The organism is Microbacterium sp. CFBP 8794 (genome assembly GCF_014841235.1).
Taxonomy (GTDB): Bacteria; Actinomycetota; Actinomycetes; order Actinomycetales; family Microbacteriaceae; genus Microbacterium.
The window spans coordinates 85,847-105,009 of the sequence record NZ_JACYTT010000007.1; the positions used below are offsets into that span (position 1 = coordinate 85,847).

At 71.1% G+C, this 19,163-nt stretch carries 17 protein-coding genes; 5 read left to right on the forward strand and 12 right to left on the reverse strand.

Annotated elements, in window-relative coordinates:
- Positions 1-74 precede the first annotated feature (74 nt).
- Positions 75-1,148, forward strand: coding sequence for a glycosyltransferase family 4 protein (locus tag IFU19_RS16305; protein ID WP_192212218.1), 1,074 nt, complete (start codon positions 75-77; stop codon positions 1,146-1,148).
- 37 nt (positions 1,149-1,185) lie between these two features.
- On the opposite strand, the gene IFU19_RS16310 is transcribed toward IFU19_RS16305, so the two are convergent.
- Entirely contained in the window at positions 1,186-2,283 is a 1,098-nt protein-coding gene (locus tag IFU19_RS16310; RefSeq protein WP_192212219.1) for a glycosyltransferase, read from the reverse strand.
- 138 nt (positions 2,284-2,421) lie between these two features.
- Between IFU19_RS16310 and IFU19_RS16315 the strand changes: the two genes are divergently transcribed.
- The 4 genes from IFU19_RS16315 (at position 2,422) to IFU19_RS16330 (ending at position 6,972) form a co-directional block, all read left to right on the forward strand.
- Complete coding sequence (locus IFU19_RS16315; RefSeq protein ID WP_055839994.1) at positions 2,422-3,324, forward strand: SDR family oxidoreductase; 903 nt, start codon at positions 2,422-2,424, stop codon at positions 3,322-3,324.
- A gap of 217 nt (positions 3,325-3,541) precedes the next feature.
- On the forward strand, positions 3,542-4,936 hold the full coding sequence (locus IFU19_RS16320; RefSeq protein WP_192212220.1) for an alpha/beta fold hydrolase: 1,395 nt from the start codon (positions 3,542-3,544) through the stop codon (positions 4,934-4,936).
- Entirely contained in the window at positions 4,933-6,483 is a 1,551-nt protein-coding gene (locus tag IFU19_RS16325; protein ID WP_192212221.1) for a GMC family oxidoreductase, read from the forward strand. Before IFU19_RS16320 ends, IFU19_RS16325 begins: the two co-directional genes overlap by 4 nt.
- Positions 6,484-6,627: 144 nt before the next feature.
- Positions 6,628-6,972, forward strand: a complete 345-nt coding sequence (locus IFU19_RS16330; protein WP_055839982.1) for a LysR family transcriptional regulator — start codon at positions 6,628-6,630, stop codon at positions 6,970-6,972.
- A 91-nt stretch (positions 6,973-7,063) separates the two neighbouring features.
- Here IFU19_RS16330 and IFU19_RS16335 read toward each other — a convergent pair whose 3' ends face one another.
- From IFU19_RS16335 to IFU19_RS16385, 11 genes are all read right to left on the reverse strand, one after another.
- On the reverse strand, positions 7,064-8,704 hold the full coding sequence (locus IFU19_RS16335) for an ABC-F family ATP-binding cassette domain-containing protein (RefSeq protein WP_192212222.1): 1,641 nt from the start codon (positions 8,702-8,704) through the stop codon (positions 7,064-7,066).
- Positions 8,701-9,210 (reverse strand): hypothetical protein, encoded by a 510-nt coding sequence (locus tag IFU19_RS16340; protein ID WP_192212223.1) that lies wholly within the window; start codon positions 9,208-9,210, stop codon positions 8,701-8,703. Before IFU19_RS16340 ends, IFU19_RS16335 begins: the two co-directional genes overlap by 4 nt.
- Before the next feature lie 74 nt (positions 9,211-9,284).
- Positions 9,285-10,214, reverse strand: coding sequence for a site-specific tyrosine recombinase XerD (gene xerD / locus IFU19_RS16345; RefSeq protein WP_055939282.1), 930 nt, complete (start codon positions 10,212-10,214; stop codon positions 9,285-9,287).
- A gap of 1 nt (position 10,215) precedes the next feature.
- A complete protein-coding gene (locus IFU19_RS16350) occupies positions 10,216-10,794 on the reverse strand; it encodes an NUDIX domain-containing protein (protein WP_055839970.1) in 579 nt (192 codons plus the stop codon).
- Between the two features lies 1 nt (position 10,795).
- The gene (locus IFU19_RS16355; RefSeq protein ID WP_192212230.1) at positions 10,796-12,493 is read right to left on the reverse strand and encodes a CTP synthase; all 1,698 of its coding nucleotides are present in this window, start codon (positions 12,491-12,493) and stop codon (positions 10,796-10,798) included.
- A gap of 130 nt (positions 12,494-12,623) precedes the next feature.
- The gene (gene recN, locus IFU19_RS16360) at positions 12,624-14,321 is read right to left on the reverse strand and encodes a DNA repair protein RecN (protein ID WP_055839964.1); all 1,698 of its coding nucleotides are present in this window, start codon (positions 14,319-14,321) and stop codon (positions 12,624-12,626) included.
- The gene (locus tag IFU19_RS16365) at positions 14,318-15,238 is read right to left on the reverse strand and encodes an NAD kinase (RefSeq protein ID WP_055939285.1); all 921 of its coding nucleotides are present in this window, start codon (positions 15,236-15,238) and stop codon (positions 14,318-14,320) included. The genes recN and IFU19_RS16365 overlap by 4 nt, the downstream gene beginning before the upstream one ends.
- On the reverse strand, positions 15,235-16,035 hold the full coding sequence (locus tag IFU19_RS16370) for an SAM-dependent methyltransferase (RefSeq protein ID WP_192212224.1): 801 nt from the start codon (positions 16,033-16,035) through the stop codon (positions 15,235-15,237). Before IFU19_RS16370 ends, IFU19_RS16365 begins: the two co-directional genes overlap by 4 nt.
- Positions 16,032-16,202 (reverse strand): hypothetical protein, encoded by a 171-nt coding sequence (locus IFU19_RS16375; protein WP_191916418.1) that lies wholly within the window; start codon positions 16,200-16,202, stop codon positions 16,032-16,034. The genes IFU19_RS16370 and IFU19_RS16375 overlap by 4 nt, the downstream gene beginning before the upstream one ends.
- 19 nt (positions 16,203-16,221) lie before the next feature.
- Complete coding sequence (locus tag IFU19_RS16380) at positions 16,222-17,259, reverse strand: HAD-IIA family hydrolase (RefSeq protein ID WP_192212225.1); 1,038 nt, start codon at positions 17,257-17,259, stop codon at positions 16,222-16,224.
- Complete coding sequence (locus IFU19_RS16385; RefSeq protein ID WP_192040471.1) at positions 17,256-18,098, reverse strand: hypothetical protein; 843 nt, start codon at positions 18,096-18,098, stop codon at positions 17,256-17,258. The genes IFU19_RS16380 and IFU19_RS16385 overlap by 4 nt, the downstream gene beginning before the upstream one ends.
- Between the last annotated feature and the right edge of the window lie 1,065 nt (positions 18,099-19,163).

Consider the following 19,163-nt stretch of genomic DNA (forward strand, 5'->3'; position numbering starts at 1 on the left):
GAAGCTGAGACGTCGTCGCACCGTGTGTGCCCGCCCTCCCCGCTCACCGCCGTCTCACTCCGGAGCCCTCCCGCATGTCTGCTTCCGACACCCCGCTCGTCGTCAACGGCCGTTTCCTCACCCACCCCACGACGGGGGTCCAACGATTCGCCCGCGAGATCGTCCGCGAGCTCGCCCCCCTCACCGACCTCGTGGTCGTCGCCCCACCGGGTCGTCTCCTCGACGCCGACCTGGGCGTCGAGATCCGACAGGTCGGACGCCGCGGCGGTCACCTCTGGGAGCAGATCGATCTGCCCGCGCACCTCCGCCGATCGGGCACTCCGCTGCTGCTCGGCCTGGCCACGACCGGACCGGTGCGCTATCGGCCGCAGATCGTCGCGCACCACGACATCACCTACGTGCGTCATCCCGAGAGCTTCGCGCGATCGTTCCGCCTGCTCTACCGCGCCTTGATCCCGCCCCTGCTGCGCTCGAGCGCCCGCGTCATCACCGTGAGCGGGTTCTCGGCGCGCGAGATCGCCCTGCATTATCGAGTGCCGGCCGACAAGCTCCGCGTGGTCGCCAACGCCGTCTCGAGCGACTTCCCCACCGACGGGCCCGCGCACGACGAGGGGTCCCCGTACCTGCTCGCGGTGTCCTCACCGAACCGTCACAAGAACTTCGACGCCCTGCTCACGGCCTTCGACCGGGCCGATCTGCGGCAGATACGCCGCCTGCTTATCGTCGGCAACCAGGCGAAGGCCTTCCACGCGTCGATGAGCGCCACCGCCGGCGACCGGGTGCGCTTCCTCGGTCGCGTCGACGACGACGAGCTCGCGCGCCTGTACCGCGGCGCGACGGCCTTCGCCTTCCCGTCGCTCTACGAGGGCTTCGGGATCCCGCCGCTCGAGGCGCAGCGCATGGGTACGCCGGTGCTCGCCGCGCGGGCGGCCTCTCTTCCCACCGTGCTCGGCGACTCCGCCCTGTGGGTCGACCCGAGCGACCCCGACGACATCCGCCGGGGGATCGAGCGCCTCGACGGCGACCCCGCGCTGCGGGCCGAGCTCTCCCGTCGCGGTCGCCTGAACGAAAGCCTGTACTCGTGGGCCGACTCCGCGGCGCGCGTGGCCGCGATCGTGGCGGAGGTGCGCGCCGAGCTCCGCCCCTGACCGGCGCGGTTACTCGGGCGCGCCCGCCGTCAGCCCCTCAGCGAGACCCGCCGTCGGCCACCTCGCCGAACCACGCGCGCTCCAGCGCCACCCGCTGCGCCCGCGCGGTGCGGTCCCCGAGGTAGGCGCTCCACGCCGCGTGATTCGCGTCGCTCCACGCCCCGAGCCGGCCGGCGCGAATGGCATCCACGAAGCCGCCGAGACCCTGCTCGATCGTCAACGCGGGCGCAAGCCCGGGCAAGGCGGGAATGGCGCGCGCGAGGATCGGCGCCCCTACCGCGTGGGCATCGAGCAGCGCGATCGGGAATCCCTCCCACGCGGCGGTGTGCAGGTAGAGGTCGAGCTCTCTCAGCTGCGCACCGACCTGGGTCGCGGGGAGCCATCCGGTCACGTGCACCCGCGGCTCGTCGTGCACCGCGGCGGCGGCTCCCCCGTCGGCGCTGCCGATCCACCGGGCCTCCACCGGTTCGGCGAGCGCCGCGCGCAGCTCCTGCACCCGCGCGCGGAAGTAGTCGGGGTCCTTCTGGGCCGCCCAGCGTCCCAGCATGCCCACGCGCAGCGCCGCTTCCCCCGTCCACGGGCGCCGAGCGGCGATCGGCGCGGCGGCGTCGGGAAGCGACGAGACGTTCGGGACCGTGACGATGCGCTCCGGCGCGACACCCAGGCCGAGAGCCTCGGCGCTCTCCCCCGGGCCGCACGCGGCCACGATGGTGGCGCGCCCGCGCAGCAGCGTCTCGACGGCGCGGAAGGCCGCGCGCACCGGTGGGGCGACGTCGGTGCGCACGAAGGCGTAGCAGTGGGGGGTGTAGACGACGCGGGCGCGGTGCGGTGCTCCCCACAGCCGGAGGTACGCACCCGGAAAGGTCGAGTGCGCGTGCACCACGTCGAACGACGCGGTGCGCAGCAGGTGCCGCAGCCCGAGAACCGCCCGACACATCGATGCCGTGTCCCACTCCCGATGACTGGCCGTGGTTCCTTCCCACACGGCGGCGGGGGCGCCGTCCGAGAACGGCGCGGCGATGACGTGGTCGACACCGGCCGGGGAGTTCGCGACGTAGGTCCGCACCGCGACGGGGACACCTCCCGTCACCCGGTCGACGAGGTGCAGGACACGGCGGGGCGCGGGGGCGGTCACCCGTCGACGCTAGGGATCCCCCGCGCCGTCACCGGCGGGCGAGGGCGGCGGCGCCCCGGGTGAAGCGTGGCGTGCGCGGCATCCGCAATTCCGTCAAGGCCCCCGGCCGACACGGGGGCCGGTGCGTACCGTCGGGCCATGACTTCCGCTCGCGACCAGTTCACCTTCGACAACCCGGTCACCCGCTACGCCCGCGTCGAGCCGCCCGTTCAGCATCAGCCCGAGCCCGGCGTGCAGGCAGACATGACCCCCGTGCCCGACCTCGGCGAGAAGACCTACCGCGGCCTGGGCCGCCTGGTCGGACGCAAGGCACTCATCACGGGCGGCGATTCCGGCATCGGCGGGGCCGTGGCGATCGCGTTCGCCCGCGAGGGCGCTGATGTCGCGATCGTTCACCTGCCCGCCGAGCAGCGCGACGCCGACCACATCCTGCAGCAGATCCGGGATGCCGGGCGCACGGGCGTCTCGATCGCGATCGACATCTCCGATCCGAGCGCGTGCCGTGAGCTCGTCGCCCAGGCCGCCGAGGCGCTCGGTGGCCTCGACATCCTGGTGAACAACGCGGGCAAGCAGGTGATGGTCGACAAGGTCGACGACCTGTCCGACGAGCAGTTCGAGCAGACGTTCCGCACGAACGTCTTCGCCCCGTTCTGGATCACCAAGGCCGCGCTCGCGCACCTTCCCGAGGGCGGCACGATCATCAACACCGCGTCCCTCGAGGCCTACGTCCCCGCCCCCGACCGCCTCGACTACGCCGCCACCAAGGCGGCGATCAACAACCTGTCGAAGGGTCTCGCCCAGCAGCTCGCCCCCCGCGGCATCCGCGTCAACGTCGTCGCCCCCGGTCCCACGTGGTCGGCGCTGCAGGTGAGCCAGGGCGTCTCCGACGACCAGATGGAGCACTTCGACGACGAGAGCACCTACCAGCGCGCGGGACAGCCCGCTGAGATCGCCCCGGCGTTCGTGTTCCTGGCATCGGCGGAGTCCAGCTACGTCTCGGGCGAGACGTTGAACGTGAACGGCGGCATGGTCACGCCCTGACCGGCCCGCCTCGCGCCCGGCCCCGCCCCGGGCCGAACTCCTGACTTCTCCACCTCCGCCGATGCCGCGCGCCCTTCACCCGCCCGGTGGCGCCGGTTTCTCAGGAGTTCGGCCCGCATCCCGCCGCCACCGCCGCGAGGCTCGCGGTGCCCTTGCGCAAAACATCCCGATCCGCAACCGACCCTTCCGCACCCCCGCGGTAAGCGAGCGTGAAGACATGCCCTCCGAGAACGCCGTCGCCCCGCGCGAGGCGCCTGTCACCCTGTACATGCTGCACGCGCTCGGCGCGAGCGCCGACTCGTTCGATCGCGTCGCCGCCCAGCTCTCGGGCCGGGTGCGTGTCGAGGGCATCGACCTCCCCGGCTTCGGCTCGGCGGCCGCGGCCGCGGACTCCTCGCTCGACGCCACCGTCGCCCACGTCGTCCGCCACCTCGCGGCACACGCGCGCGGCCGCTGGATGCTGGGCGGCCACAGCATGGGCGGCAAGATCGCCGCACTCGTGGCCTCCCGGATCCTGCGCGGAGACGCCCCCCTGGTCGGGCTGAGCGGCATGGTGCTGATGGCTCCGTCGCCCCCGCGTCCCGAGCCGATGGACGAAGAGCGTCGCGAGCTGATGCTGTCGTGGGTGTCCGACGGCGCGATCTCCGAGACGGATGCCGAGAGCTTCCTCGAGCAGAACACCGCCGAGCCGCTCGATCCCGAGGCTCGCCGCCTCGCCCTCGCCGATCTCGGGCGCACCTCTCCCACCGCGTGGCGCGCGTGGCTCGAGACGGGCAGCCGCATCGACGCGACCGCCGAAGTCGGCACCCTCGACCTCCCGGCGCTCGTGCTCGCGGGCACCGACGATGCCGACCTCGGAGCCGCGGCGCAGCCGGGTCTGCTCGCCGCGGTGTACCCGCGCGCGCGGTTCGTCCTCCTCGACGACACGGGGCACATGATCCCCCTGGAGCGCGCACCCGAAGCGGCCGACGCGATCGCACGGTTCGCGACCGACGAGGCGCTGCTCGGCCCCGTCGTCCCCGCAGAGTGGGCGACCCTCATCGCCGGCGACCGCGTGGATGCCCGCGTGCGCGGCATCCTGAACCGTCGCGCGGTTCCCGACGACCGCGGTTACGCCCCCGAAGTGCTCGACGTCGCACAACTCATGCTGCTCCGTGAGATCGCCGACATCGTCGTCCCGCAGGAGGGACCCGCGATCGACCTCGCCGCCCGCGTCGACGCGCAACTCGCGCGCGGTGAGGGTGACGGGTGGCGGAACGCCGACCTGCCACCCGACCCCGAGGCGTATCGAGCGGGGCTCGACACCCTGGCATCCGTGTGGCCGACCGACCCCGTTGCGCGCGAGGACGTTGTGCGCGCCGCGATCGAGGGAACGACGGAGGCGACGGGCTCCTTCGACGCCGCTCAGCTGACGGCGTGGCTCGAGGACGCCCGCAACGACCTCGTGCGCCAGTGGCTGGCCCACCCGGCGAGCATGGCGCGCGTCGGGTACGACGGGTTCGCCACCGGCGGCAGTCCGATGCGCGGCTACGTGGAACTGCGGCTGGGACGCCGAGAAGACTGGGAGCCCGCCGGTGTCGGCGGCTCGATCGCGGCGGGAGACGCAGCATGAACCTCGAGCAGATGCGCACCTTCACCGACGACGAGATCGTCGACGTCGTCGTCATCGGCACGGGCGCCGGCGGCGCGCCCCTGACGGCGGAGTTGGCGGGCAAGGGCCTCAGCGTCGTGGCGCTGGAGGCCGGACGCCACTTCTCGCTCGACGACCTGACCCCCGATGAGACCGAGGCCGTCGAGATCAACTGGATGTCCGAGCGCCTCAGCGGCGGCGACGACCCCACCGCGTTCGGACCCAACAACAGCGGGCGCGGCGTCGGCGGCTCGATGCTGCACTGGGGGGCGTTCACGCCCCGCCCGGACCGCCGTGACCTGAAACTCCGCACCGAGTCGGGTCAGGGCCGCGACTGGCCCGTCGACCCCGACGAGCTGCTGAGCTACGTCGAGCGCGTCGAGGGCGACATCGGCGTCTCCGGCCCCACGCCGTACCCGTGGGACCCCAGCCGTCGATACGCCTACGCGCCGGCGAAACGCAACGCGCCGGCGAACCTCGTGGCGAAGGGCTGCGACGCCCTGGGCATCCGCTGGGCCGACGCGCCGGCGGCCGTCCTCACCCGGGCGCGCCTGCAGGATCACCACGGCGAGCGCGGCGCGTGCATCAACTGCGGCGAGTGCCACCAGGGATGCCGGACGGATGCCAAGGCCTCCACCGCCAACACGTATCTGCCCGCGGCGGTCGCCGCCGGGGCCGAGATCCGCAGCGAGGCGATGGTGCACGGGATCGAGCTCGACGCCCGCGGTCATGTCGAGGCGGTCGTCTACCGCAAGGACGGCGTCGACCGACGCCAGCGCTGTCGGACCCTCGTGTTGGCCGGAGGTGGGGTCGAAACGCCCCGGCTGCTGCTGCACACGGGTCTGGCGAACGACAACGGCCAGGTCGGCCGGAACTTCCTCGCCCACGGGGCAACGCAGGTGTGGGGCCGGTTCGACGAGCCGGTGCGCGGGCACCGCGGGTACCCGTCGTCGCTCATCAGCGAAGACATGATGCGTCCCACCGACGCGGACTTCGCCGGCGGCTACCTCGTGCAGAGCCTCGGCGTCATGCCGCTCACGTTCGCCACCACGCTCACCCGCGGGGGCGGCCTGTGGGGCCCCGAACTCATGCAGCGGCTCGACCAGGCGCGCTTCATGGCCGGCATCGGCATCAACGCCGAGTGCCTGCCGTCCGACGACAACCGGCTCGAGCTGGTCGACGAGACCGATGAGTTCGGCATCCCTCGCGCTCGGGTGACGTTCACCGCGGGCGAGAACGAGAAAGCGATCGACCGCCACGCCACCGCGTTCATGCTGCGGGTGATGCAGGCTGCGGGAGCTCGCGAGACGATGGTGCTGGCCCGCTCGGCGCACACCATCGGCACGTGCCGCATGTCGGACGATCCCTCCGACGGGGTGGTCGACGCCGACGGTCGCTCGCACGAGATCCCCAACCTCTGGATCTGCGACAACTCGGTCTTCCCGTCGGCGATCGCGGCGAACCCGGCGTTGACGATCATGGCCCTGTCGCTGCGCACCGCCGACCGTATGCTCGCCTCAGCCGCCTAACCCGCCGCGCCGCGCCGCGCCCGCCCCGCCGCCGTGCCGCCCACCCCCCTGTTGAGTGTCCAAAACACGCCGCGGGGCTCGGCGCGCGGGCGGCGCGTCGTGGACACTCAACGGGCTGCCGCCGAACACGCGAGAATGGATGCCATGAAGCTCGAGCACCTCGTCCGGTTCACCGCCCTCGCCGAGGAGCTGCACTTCCCCCGCGCGGCGGAGAAGCTCCGCATCCCCCTCGCCTCGCTGTACACGACGATCGACAAGCTCGAAGAAGAGGTGGGGCAGCCGCTCGTGTCGCGCACCCCGCCCACGCAGCTGACCCCCGCGGGCCAGTTGCTCCTCACCGAGGCCCGGCACCGCATCGCCGACGCGCCGCCCGCGGCTCCCCGCCAGAAGGCACCCGGCGGAGGCAAAGCCAAAGCGTCGAAGGGAAAGGGCCGCGCCCCCATCGTGAAGGGCGAGCCCAAGCCGTACAAGAAGCGCCAGGGGCGCTGACCCCCGCCCTCCCCACGCATAAACGCTGATCCTGCACAGAAACGCGCTGTCTGAGCGTTTCCGCGCAGGATCAGCGTTTATGCGGGGCTTCCTACAGCTCGGTCACGACCCCGGCCTCGACGCGCCAGCGCCGGTCGGTCTGCACCGCGGCGAGCATGCGCCGGTCGTGCGTGACGAGCAGCAGCGTGCCGGTGTACGACTCCATCGCCTGCTCGAGCTGCTCGATGGCGGGCAGGTCGAGGTGGTTGGTCGGCTCGTCCAGCACGAGCACGTTGACGCCGCGGGCCTGCAGCAGGGCCAGCCCCGCGCGCGTGCGTTCCCCCGGTGACAGCTGGTCGACGGGGCGGGCGACGTGATCGGCCTTGAGCCCGAACTTCGCCAGCAGCGTCCGCACCTCGCCCGCGTTGAGCTCCGGCACGAAGCCCTCGAAGGTCTCGGCGAGCGGGCGCTCCCCCACGAACAGCGAGCGCGCCTGGTCGACCTCGCCGATCTCGACGCTGGCGCCGAGGCTCGCCGAGCCCTCGTCGGGCGCCTGACGACCCAGGATGCCACGCAGCAACGTTGATTTGCCGGCACCGTTGGGGCCGGTGATGCCGATGCGCTCGCCCGCGTTGACCTGCAGCGACACCGGACCGAGGGTGAAGTCGCCCTGCCGGAATACCGCGGCGGACAGCGTAGAGACGACCGAGCTCGACCGCGGCGCCGACCCGATCGTGAACTCGAGCTGCCACTCCTTGCGGGGCTCCTCGACCTCGTCGAGCCGCGCGATCCGGCTCTCCATCTGTCGGACCTTCTGCGCCTGCTTCTCGCTCGATTCGGCCGCGGCCTTGCGGCGGATCTTGTCGTTGTCGGGTGACTTCTTCATCGCGTTGCGCACACCCTGACTCGACCATTCGCGCTGGGTGCGAGCCCGCCCGACCAGGTCGGCCTTCGTCTCGGCGTACTCCTCGTACTTCTCCCGCGCCTGTCGGCGCACCGTCGCCCGCTCCTCCAGGTAGGCGTCGTAGCCGCCCCCGTACACGCGGTGGGAACTCTGCGCCAGGTCGAGCTCGAGCACTCGCGTGACCGAGCGCGCGAGGAACTCGCGATCGTGGCTGACGAGCACCACGCCGCCCCGCAGCCCCCTCACGAACGTCTCCAGTCGCTCGAGGCCGTCGAGATCGAGATCGTTGGTGGGTTCGTCGAGCAGCGCGATGTCGAACCGCGAGAGCAGCAGCGCCGCGAGCCCCACGCGCGCGGCCTGCCCTCCCGAGAGCCCGGTCATCTCGGCATCCGGTCCCACCTGCAGGCCGAGGTCTGCCAGGACCACCGGCATCCGCTCGTCGAGATCGGCGGCGCCACTGGCGAGCCAGCGTTCGAGCGCGGTGGCGTAGGCGTCGTCGGCCCCCACCGCATCGGGGTCTCCGAGCGCGGCCGCGGTGGCGTCCATCTCGCGTGTCGCCTCGGTAGACCCGGTGCGGCGGCCGATGTACTGGGCGACGGTCTCACCGGGCACGCGTTCGTGCTCCTGCGGCAGCCAACCGACGAAGGCGTCGGCCGGCGCGAGGGTGATCGCCCCGCCCTGCGGCTCGTCGACGCCGGCGAGCAGACGCAGCAGCGTGGACTTGCCCGCACCGTTGGCCCCGACGACCCCGATCACGTCCCCGGGGGCGACGGTGAGGTCGATGCCGTCGAACAGGGTGCGGTGTCCGTGGCCTCCGGCGAGGCCCTGTGCGACGAGCGTTGCGGTCATCCCTCTAGTCTCTCAGGGCCCGGACGTCTCACCGCGAGCGCGGTCGCGGCAGAAGCAATTCGACGATCGTGATCGCGTTGGATGGGCCGAGAGATCGTCAGCGCGCCGATGGCGATGAGCAGAACCGGTGCGCACGCGGCCACCCCAAGAGGGATGCGGCTCCAGACATCCCCGTCCTCGGCGAACGCGAAGAGGACGAACCACCCCCAGCCCACGGCGAGAAAGGTCGCCGAGCTCGCGGCGATACTCGCCGCCCCCGGGCGCAGCCGGTGACGCACCGCCGGGACCCTCAGGCATACCCAGACCACGACCAGCGTGCCGCCCACGAGGGTCGCCGCCGTGAGCATCCCGGGCACCGCTTCAGACGGCGACGTCGTGACGAATGAGACGATGTCGACAATCGGATGCGACAGCACCGCCCACACGCCAGCCGCCAGGACGACGGCGATGTACAGCAGTGACAACCACCACTTCCCCGGGTCGTCCCTCGTTGCGACGGTGGTCATGCGCTCGCTCTCGAAGGTCGGGCGCACCGAGGCGCGGATGCTGGGGCAGAACCAGTATGCCGATTTCGCCCGCGTCACCGCGCCCGCGGATGCGACGTGGCATACACGTCGCGCAGCGCGTCGACCGTGACGTGCGTGTAGATCTGCGTCGTGGCCACCGACGCATGGCCGAGCAGTTCCTGCACCACCCGCACGTCCGCCCCACCCTGCAGCAGGTGCGTCGCGAACGAGTGCCGCAGCGTGTGCGGCGAGACGTGCGCGGTGAGTTCGGCGCGTTCGGCGGCGGCCTGGATGATCAGCCAGGCGCTCTGTCGCGACAGCGGCGCCCCGCGCACCCCGAGGAACAGTCGCGGTGTGGCGCGTCCCCGGGATGCCAAGCCCGGACGCACCCGCGTGAGGTACGCCTCGATCGCGGCACGCGCGTAGGAGCCCACCGGCACGATGCGCTCCTTGTCGCCCTTGCCGCGCACCCGCAGCAGGTCACCGTGCGCGGTGTCGTCGACGTCGAGCTGCACGATCTCCGACACCCGCGCGCCGGTCGCGTACAGCAGCTCCAGCAGCGCCCGATCTCGGATCGCCGACGGTTCCGCCGCTGAGGCGTCTTCGGTCTTGGGCGCGGGACCCGCGGCATCCAGCAGCAGGTCGACCTGGGCGATGGTGAGCGCCTTGGGGAGACGGCGGGGTGCCTTCGGGGGCCGCAGTCGACCCGTCGGGTCGTCGTCGGCGCGCCCCTCACGCACGAGGAAACGGTGCAATCCCCGCACCGACGACTGCAGGCGCGCGAGCGACGACGACGCGGGAGGAGGTTCCGCCGACGCGCGTTCTGCGGCGAAGTCGGCGATGAGAGCCGGCGTCACGGCATCGATCGTCGTCACCCCTCGCTCCCGCAGCCAGGCGACGTACACCGTCAGGTCACGGCGGTACGCGGCGGACGTGTGATCCGAGAGCCCGCGCTCGAGCGCGACGTGGCGGAGGTAGGTCTCGACCGCGCGCTCGAGCTCCACGTCAGGCCGACGCGGCCTCGCGGCGCAGCACCTCGGCCGCGGCGAGCGCGCCGGTGGCGAGGATGCCGTTGCGCAGGCGCCCCGACAGTACGCCGTCGATGACATCGGCCAGCGGCACCCGCTCGACGCGCATGTCGGACTCTTCGTGCTCGCGCTGGTAGTCGGTCTCGACCGTCGTCAGTCCCCGCGCGAGGAAGAGGTGCACGACTTCGTCGTTGCCACCGGGGGTGGTGTGCATCGACACGAGGTGCTGCCACCGCGACGCCTCGAGGTCGACTTCTTCGGTCAGCTCGCGCTTCGCCGTCTCGAGCGGGGGTTCGCCGGCCACGTCGAGGAGCCCGGCCGGGATCTCCCAGTCGCGTTCCTTGATCGGGTGCCGGTACTGCTGGATGAGAACCACGCGCCCGTCGTCGTCGATGGCCACCACCGCGGCCGCTCCCGGGTGGGCGACGTACTGACGGGTCATCTCGCCGTCGCCGTAGCGCACGGTGTCGGAGCGGACGTCCCACACCGCGCCCTCGTAGACGAGCTCGCTCGAGAGCACCTCGAGCTCGACGGATTCGTCGCGCAGTTCTTCCACGTCAGTCCTCCTCGACGTCGAACAGCTCGCTCGAACGGTGACGGTCGAGCGCCGCCGCGACCAGGCCGCTGAACAGCGGGTGGGGCTCGGTCGGGCGCGAGCGCAGCTCGGGGTGGGCCTGGGTGGCGATGTAGTACGGGTGCACCTCGCGCGGCAGCTCGACGAACTCGACGAGGTCGAGGTCGGGGTTGAGGCCCGAGAACACCAGACCGGCGTCGCTCAGCTGCTGGCGGTAGGCGTTGTTGACCTCGTAGCGGTGACGGTGGCGCTCCGAGATCTGCGACTGCCCGTACAGGTCTGCGGCGAGCGAGCCTTCGGCGAGGGCGGCCGGGTACAGGCCCAGGCGCATCGTGCCTCCGAGGTCGCCGCTCTCGAGGATGTCGACCTGCTCCGCCATGGTCGCCACGACGGGGTGGACGGTGTCGGGGTCGAACTCGCTGGACGAGGCACCCTCGAGACCGGCCATCGTGCGCGCGTACTCGATGACCATGCACTGCAGGCCGAGGCAGATGCCGAGGGTGGGGATCCCCTGCTCGCGCGCGAAACGCAGCGCGCCGAGCTTGCCCTCGATGCCGCGGATACCGAACCCGCCGGGCACGATGATGCCGTCGACAGCCGCCAGAGCCTTCTCGGCGCCCTCGGGCGTCTCGCACAGGTCGGACGGGATCCACGTGATCGTCACGTGGGTCTCTTGGCCGAAGCCGCCCGCCTTGATCGCCTCGGTGACCGACAGGTAGGCGTCGGGGAGGTCGATGTACTTGCCGACGAGTCCGATGGTGACTTCGTGCTTCGGGTTGTGCACCGCCTGCAGCACACGCTGCCACCGCGACCAGTCGACGTCGGCCGCCTTGTCGAGGTCGAGCGCGTCGACGATATAGGCGTCGAGGCCCTGATCGTTCAGCATCGAGGGGATGTCGTAGATGCTGGGCACGTCGATCGCGTTGACGACCGCGTCCTCGTCGACATCGCACATGAGCGCGATCTTGCGCTTGTTCGACTCGGTGACGGGACGGTCGCTGCGCAGCACCAGGGCATCGGGCTGGATGCCGATGGAGCGCAGCGTCGCGACGGAGTGCTGGGTGGGCTTGGTCTTCTGCTCGCCCGACGCGCCCATGAAGGGCACGAGCGAGACGTGCACGAAGAAGACGTTCTTGCGGCCGAGCTCGTGGCGGATCTGGCGAGCCGATTCGATGAAGGGCTGCGACTCGATGTCGCCGACCGTTCCACCGATCTCGGTGATGATCACGTCGGGCTGCGGGCTCTCACTGGCCTGCAGGCGCATGCGGCGCTTGATCTCGTCGGTGATGTGCGGAATGACCTGCACCGTGTCGCCGAGGTACTCGCCACGGCGCTCGCGCGCGATGACCTGCGAGTAGATCTGGCCGGTGGTGACGTTGGCCGCCTGGCTCAGCTCGATATCGAGGAAGCGTTCGTAGTGTCCGATGTCGAGGTCGGTCTCGGCACCGTCATCGGTCACGAAGACTTCGCCGTGCTGGAACGGGTTCATCGTTCCCGGATCGACGTTGAGGTACGGGTCGAGCTTCTGCATGACCACGTGCAGGCCTCGCGCCGTGAGGAGATTGCCGAGGCTTGCCGCCGTCAGGCCTTTTCCGAGGGAGGAGACCACTCCTCCGGTGACGAAGATGTGCTTCGTCGTGAAGATCTTGTCGTCTGAATGTCCCGCGTCCGAAGTCTGCATCACGGGCTTCGATCCTATCAGTCAGCTCGGTCGATGGTTCTCGCGGATCTCATCCGCCTCGTTCGGGAGTCTCGCACCACCCTCCGACATCCGCATCACCGCAGCGTGAAGATCGTGCGGCGAGCGCGCGTCACCGAACGGAGCGTCCCGTTTGCAGCAGCTCCCGGGCGTGGGTGAGGGCGGCGTCGGAGTCGCTCAGGCCCGACAGCAGGCGAGCCATCTCGGCCTCGCGTTCCGCGCCGTCGAGTCGCCGGACACTGGATGCCGTGACCGCACCGTCGTTGCCCTTGACGACGGTGAGGTGGTTCCCGGCGAAGGCGGCGACCTGGGCCAGGTGGGTGACGGCGATGACCTGCGACGACTCCGCCAGCCGTGCCAGCCGGCGGCCCACCTCGATCGCCGCGGCACCGCCGATCCCGGCGTCGACCTCGTCGAAGACGAACGTGGGAACCGGGTCGACTCCGGCGATGACGACCTCGATGGCGAGCATGACACGGCTGAGCTCTCCGCCCGAGGCCCCGCGCGATACGGCTCGCGGATCCGCGCCGGGGTGCGGAGCGAGCAGGATCGTGACCTCGTCGCGGCCGTGCCCGGCGGGAACAGCGGGGGCGACCTGGACCGTGAGCCGGGCGTCGGGGAGCGCCAGAGCGTGCAGCTCCTCGGTCACCGCGGCACCGAGGCGCGCGGCGGCGTCCCGTCGCGCGGCGCTGAGGTCGTCGGCGGCCGCATCCAGTTCTGTCGCGGCCGCGTCGCGCTGCGCGCTGAGGCGTTCGATACGGTCACCGTCGTCGTCGAGTTCGACCAGACGGGCCGAACCCGTCTCGAGCAGCGCGATCGCGGCATCCACCGATCCGTGGGCGCGAACGAGACCCGCGAGCACGCCCCTTCGCTCGTCCACGGCCGACAGCTCGTGCGGACCCGACTCGTCGAGATCGGCGAGGTACCCCGACAGCGCCACCGACGCGTCGGTGGCGCGATAGCCGAGATCGGCGACCTGCTCTCCGATCGCGGCGAGCGCGGCGTCGCTGCCCGCGATGCGTTCGAGTGCTCGGCGCGCCTCGGCGAGCAGGGTGACGACGTCAGGTGTGCCGTCGTCGTTCGACAGCGCCGCGTGCGCGGTGACCGCCGCCAGACGCAGTTCCTCGGCGTTCGCCAGACGCTCCGCCCGCCGAGCCAGTTCGTCTTCTTCGCCTTCGACGGGGGCAGCGGCTTCGATCTCGGCGATCGCGGCTCGCAGCTGCGCGGCTTCTCGGGCGCGATCGTCGCGATCGGCGGTGAGGGTGGTCAGCTCGGCGTCGAGTGCGCGCCAGGTGTCCCACGCGCCGCGGTAGGCGGTGCGGGCCGCCGTCACCGGACCGCCGCCGAAGCGGTCGAGCGCGTCGCGCTGCGCCGACGAAGACTTCAACCGCAGCTGGTCGGACTGCCCGTGCACGACGACGAGATCGTCGGCGAGGTCAGCGAGCACACCGGCCGGGGCGGTGCGTCCGCCGACCGTCGCGCGTCCTCGTCCCTCGCTCGAGACGGTGCGACCGAGATACAGCTCAGCGCTGCCGCCGCCCACCGGTTCGACGTCACCGCCGGCCTCGCGCACGCGGGAGGCCACGGGGCCGTCCTCGGGAACGAGCCAGACGCCCTCGACCGTCGCCTGCGCCGCGCCCTTGCGCACGGCGCTCGAGTCGGCGCGCTGGCCGAGCAGCAGTCCGAGACCGGTGACGACCATCGTCTTGCCTGCGCCGGTCTCGCCCGTGATGGCGGTGAATCCCCGTCCCATGGGCAAGGTGGCGTCGGCGATCACACCGAGATCGCGCAGGCGCATCTCTTCGATCATGACGGTCCCCCCGCCACTCCCCGCCAACCCGTCACGGGGAGGTGGAACTTGCGCACGAGGCGATCGGTGAAGGCGGCCGGGTGCAGCCGCGCCAGCCGCACCGGGCGGGACGACCGGCGCACGACGACACGCGCGCCCGGAGGCAGGTCGTGCGAACGGCGACCGTCGCACCACAGGATGCCGCTGCCGCTCGTGCGCTCCAAGACCTCGACCGCGACGGTGGCCTCGGGGCTCACCACGAGGGGACGCGCGAAGAGCGCGTGCGCCGACAGCGGCACGACGGCGATCGCCTCGACGGTCGGCCAGACGATGGGGCCGCCGGCCGAGAAGTTGTAGGCGGTCGAGCCGGTCGGGGTGGCGACGACGACGCCGTCGCAGCCGAACGATGACAGCGGGCGACCATCGACGGCCATGACGACCTCGAGCATGCGCTCCCGGCTGGCCTTCTCGACGGTGGCCTCGTTGAGCGCCCACGTCTCGAAGATGACACGGTCGTCGGCGTCTTCGATCTTGACGGCGAGCGCGAGGCGCTCCTCGACCGTGTAGTCCCGGTCGATCACCCGACGCACCGCGTCGTCCATGTCGTCGCGTTCGATCTCGGCGAGGAATCCCACGTGCCCCATGTTGATGCCGAGGATGGGGGCCGTGCTTCCGCGCACCATCTCGGCCGCGCGCAGGATGGTGCCGTCGCCGCCGAGGACGATGGCGAGCTCGACGTCGTCGATGCCCACGTCCACACCCAGGGTCGCCACTCCCTCGAGGCCGAGGCGCTCGGCGAGTTCGGGGCGGTCCTCGGCCGAGACGACGGGAGTCGCACCCGCCGCGCAGATGGCCGTGATGATGCGTTCGGCGGCATGGACGGTGTCGTCACGGCGCGCGTGGACGACGAGGAGGATTCGGCGATCGCTGGGGGTCATCGGCTTCCGGTCAGTCGGGTCACGGTGCTCTCCCATTGTGAGGGCTCTGTGCCGTGGACGGTCGAGAACCACGCGACGTACTCCTGGTTGCCGTGGGTTCCGACGATCGGTGACGCGATGAGACCCGCGGTGCGCAGGCCCACGTCCCACGCGGCCCACAGCACGCCGTGCACGGCATCGGACCGCAGAGCAGGGTCGGTGACGAGCCCACCCTTCACCGCGGTGCGGCCGACTTCGAACTGGGGCTTGATGAGCAGCACGACGTCGGCGGTCGGATCCATCGTCTCGACGATCGCGGGAAGAACGTGGTGGAGCGAGATGAACGAGAGGTCACCGGTGACGATGCGTGGTCGCTCGTCGACGCCCGTCGCGGCGGCGAGAGAGGCGGCGGTCATGAACCGCACGTTATACCCCTCGACCGACACCACGTCCGGGTCGGACTCGACGACGGTGGACAACTGCCCGTGGCCCACGTCGACGGCCAGGACGGGGCGAGCGCCGCGTTCGCGCAGAACCTGGCTGAAGCCGCCCGTGGACGCGCCCAGGTCTACGGCGGCGACACCGTCCACGACGATGTCGAAGGCGTCGAGCGCCGCGAGCAGCTTGTGGGCTCCCCGACTGACGTAATGGTCGGATCCGGCCACGTCGATGACGCTGTCGTCGCCGACCTGCGCCGACGTCTTGACGACCGGACGCCCGTCGACGCTCACGAGCCCGTCGACGACGAGCTGAGCGGCGTGCGAGCGGGAGCGGGCGAGCCCTCGGGCGGCGAGCTCCGCATCGAGACGGGGAGTCACGCCCGCCGCGCTGCCGGGGTGTCGGTCGGTGCCGATTCGAGGCGGCGCGCCAACTCGTCCTGCACGGCGGCGTAGGCCTCCGCGCGCGCTCCCAGCGGCTGCTCCTCGATCACCCGCAGGCGGTCGACGAGTTCGGGAACGGCATCGGGGGCGGAGCTGTCCGACATGGATGCCATGCTACCGACGTCAGCGCAGGCGGAACGGGTCGGCGTACAGCTGTTCGGGCACGCGGAAGCCGAAGATGGCGCGTCCGGAGTTCCAGATCACCGCGGCTCCGGCGCGCAGAAGGTCGATCTGCCGATCGCCCTCTGCGACGATGCGCAGGTCGACACCGTCGACCTCGACGATCGCGTCGCCCACGCGGGTGCGTGCGCCCTTGACGATCGTCTCGGGATACGGCTCGAAGAGCTGGCGCAGATCCTCGACGATGTAGTCGGGACGCTGCGACGCAATGGCCGCGAGCACCTGCTTCGGCCGGTCGATCCCGGTCAGTACGAGCAGCGAGGGCATGCCCGCGGTCCGCGCTCCCTGGATGTCGGTGTCGAGTCGGTCTCCGATGAACAGCGGCGCCTGCGCCCCTGTCCGGGTGATCGCCTCGTCGAAGATCGGACGCTCGGGCTTGCCGGCGATCGTCGCCAGGCGTCCCACCGCCGTGTGCACGGCCGACACGAGGGTCCCGTTTCCCGGGGCGATGCCGCGCGCCTGCGGAATGGTCCAGTCGGTGTTCGTCGCGACCCACGGGATGCCGCCGTCTTCGACTGGGGTGGCAAGCGCGTAGGCGGCCTCCGCCAGGTGCGCCCATCCCACGTCGGGGGCGAAGCCCTGCACGACGGCCGCGGGTGCGTCGTCGGCGCTGCGGGTGACGACGAAGCCGGCCTTCTCGACCTCGACCACGAGACCCTCACCGCCGATGACGAGAAGGGTCGAGCCCGCGGGCACGAGGTCACGCATGAGCCGCATGGCCGCCTGCGGACTCGTCGTGACGTCGTCGGCGGCGACGCGGAGTCCGAGCGACGAGAGGTGCTCCGCGACCGATGCGTCGGTGCGCGAGGCGTTGTTGGTGATGTAACCGAGCCGGCGCCCCTCGTCCTGGGCCCGGTTGAGACTGTCGACGGCGTGCGGGAGGGCACCGGGGCCCGCGTACACGACGCCGTCGAGGTCGGCGAGCACGACGTCGATGCCGTCGAGCGGTGTCGACGCCGTCCGGCCGCGGCCGAAGATCATCGCGCGTCCTCGTCGGGGGCGGAGGACTCCGTCGAAGCGTCAGAGTCGGCGTCAGCCTCGTCGACGTCCACTGCGCCAGCAGAAACCGCATCGGCGTCAGCATCAGTGACATCGGCGTCGTCAGCGGAGGTGGAGGTGTCGCCAAGGTCTTCGATGTCGTCGAGGCCGAGGTCTTCTGTCGGGATGACCCCGGATGCCACGTCCACACCGCCCTCGTCGTCGATGAGTTCGATCTCCTCGACGACGATCACTTCGCGGTCGGCGACGCCCGCTGCGGCGTCGAGGGCGTCGGAGGCGATCTGTGCACGGCGTTCCCACTCCGCCGCTTCGGCGTCACGCCCGAGCTCCTCGAGCACCGCGGCGCGAGCGCTGAACAGCGCGGGGCTCCACTCGAACGCACGGTCGGGGTCGGCCTCGGGGATGTCGAGTTCCTGGAGCGCCCGTTCCGTTTCTCCGAGGTCCAGACGAGCACCGGACATCGCGATCGCGAGCTGCACGCGGACCGGGACCGAGAGCTTCGAGCGGTCCACCGCGCGGCCCTCTTCCAGCGCGCGATCGGGTTTGCCGACTCCTCGCTCGCTGTCCACGATGAGCGGAACCTGATCGTCGGAGCCCGTGATGCGACGGTGGGTGCGCAGCTCTCGCAGGGCGAGGGCGAAGTCCCCCACCGCATAAGCGGTGATGGCGACCGTCTCGCGGACGACGCCGACACGGCCGGCGCTCCGAGAGGCCGCCAACGCGTGCTCGTGCGCGAGCGCGGGGTCTTCGTCGATGAGACGCGCGGCCATCGCGAGATGGCGGGCGACGTTCTCGGCGTTGTCCTTGCTCAGCGTCTTCAACTCGTTGCGTGCCGCGCCCGGCAGATCCCAGGCCGTGATCTCTTCGGGGATCTCCGGACCCCGCTCGCGCCGGTCCTGCGGCGGACGCGTGGCACGTGCGTCGTCACGATCGAAGCGGCGGGGTGCGCCCGCACCGGGACGACGGTCGCCCGAAGGACGACGGTCATTCCCGCCGGCGAAACCGCGACTGTCGCCCTCGCGACGGTACGGACGATCACCGTCACGCGGCGGACGCGAGTCATTGTCACGATGGTAAGGACGATCGCCATCACGCGGCGGACGCGAGTCATTGTCACGACGGTAGGGGCGGTCGCCGTCACGCGATGGACGGGAGTCACCCGAACGGGGCGGACGTGAATCGTTGTCGCGACGGAACGAGCGGTCACCATCACGCGGCGGACGCGAATCATTGTCGCGACGGTAAGGACGGTCACCGTCACGCGGCGGACGCGAGTCATTGTCGCGACGGTAAGGACGGTCACCATCACGCGGCGGACGCGAATCATTGTCGCGACGGTAAGGACGATCACCGTCACGCGATGGACGGGAGTCACCCGAACGGGGCGGACGCGAATCGTTGTCGCGACGGACCGGGCGGTCACCATCACGCGGCGGACGCGAGTCATTGTCGCGACGGTAAGGACGGTCACCATCACGCGGCGGACGCGAGTCGTTGTCGCGACGGAACGGGCGGTCGCCGTCACGCGATGGACGGGAGTCACCCGAACGCGGCGGACGCGAATCGTTGTCACGACGGAACGGGCGGTCACCCTCACGCGGCGGACGCGAATCCCCCGAACGCGCAGGACGCGAATCATTGTCCCGACGGAACGGGCGGTCGTTGTCGCGCGGAGGACGGGCATCGCCCTCACGACGGAACGGACGGTCGCCGCGTGGCGACGCCCCGTCCCTTCCGGAAGACTGCCCGCGACCGGACGCGCGGTCGCCCGAGCGTCCTTCGTTGCTCTTGCGATCGTTCGCGTCATTCGTCGACATGACTGGCCTTCCCGGGAAATGTGCCCGTAAATGCGAAATGGCCACCCAACATTGGGTGGCCATTCCGAC

Bases quoted from the DNA above. Each gene is read 5' to 3' on its own strand.
- IFU19_RS16305 (WP_192212218.1), top strand. From the start codon at position 75: ATGTCTGCTTCCGACACCCCGCTCGTCGTCAACGGCCGTTTCCTCACC.
- IFU19_RS16315 (WP_055839994.1), top strand. From the start codon at position 2,422: ATGACTTCCGCTCGCGACCAGTTCACCTTCGACAACCCGGTCACCCGC.
- IFU19_RS16320 (WP_192212220.1), top strand. From the start codon at position 3,542: ATGCCCTCCGAGAACGCCGTCGCCCCGCGCGAGGCGCCTGTCACCCTG.
- IFU19_RS16325 (WP_192212221.1), top strand. From the start codon at position 4,933: ATGAACCTCGAGCAGATGCGCACCTTCACCGACGACGAGATCGTCGAC.
- IFU19_RS16330 (WP_055839982.1), top strand. From the start codon at position 6,628: ATGAAGCTCGAGCACCTCGTCCGGTTCACCGCCCTCGCCGAGGAGCTG.
- IFU19_RS16335 (WP_192212222.1), bottom strand. From the start codon at position 8,704: ATGACCGCAACGCTCGTCGCACAGGGCCTCGCCGGAGGCCACGGACAC.
- IFU19_RS16340 (WP_192212223.1), bottom strand. From the start codon at position 9,210: ATGACCACCGTCGCAACGAGGGACGACCCGGGGAAGTGGTGGTTGTCA.
- IFU19_RS16355 (WP_192212230.1), bottom strand. From the start codon at position 12,493: ATGCAGACTTCGGACGCGGGACATTCAGACGACAAGATCTTCACGACG.
- recN (WP_055839964.1), bottom strand. From the start codon at position 14,321: ATGATCGAAGAGATGCGCCTGCGCGATCTCGGTGTGATCGCCGACGCC.
- IFU19_RS16365 (WP_055939285.1), bottom strand. From the start codon at position 15,238: ATGACCCCCAGCGATCGCCGAATCCTCCTCGTCGTCCACGCGCGCCGT.
- IFU19_RS16375 (WP_191916418.1), bottom strand. From the start codon at position 16,202: ATGTCGGACAGCTCCGCCCCCGATGCCGTTCCCGAACTCGTCGACCGC.
- IFU19_RS16380 (WP_192212225.1), bottom strand. From the start codon at position 17,259: ATGATCTTCGGCCGCGGCCGGACGGCGTCGACACCGCTCGACGGCATC.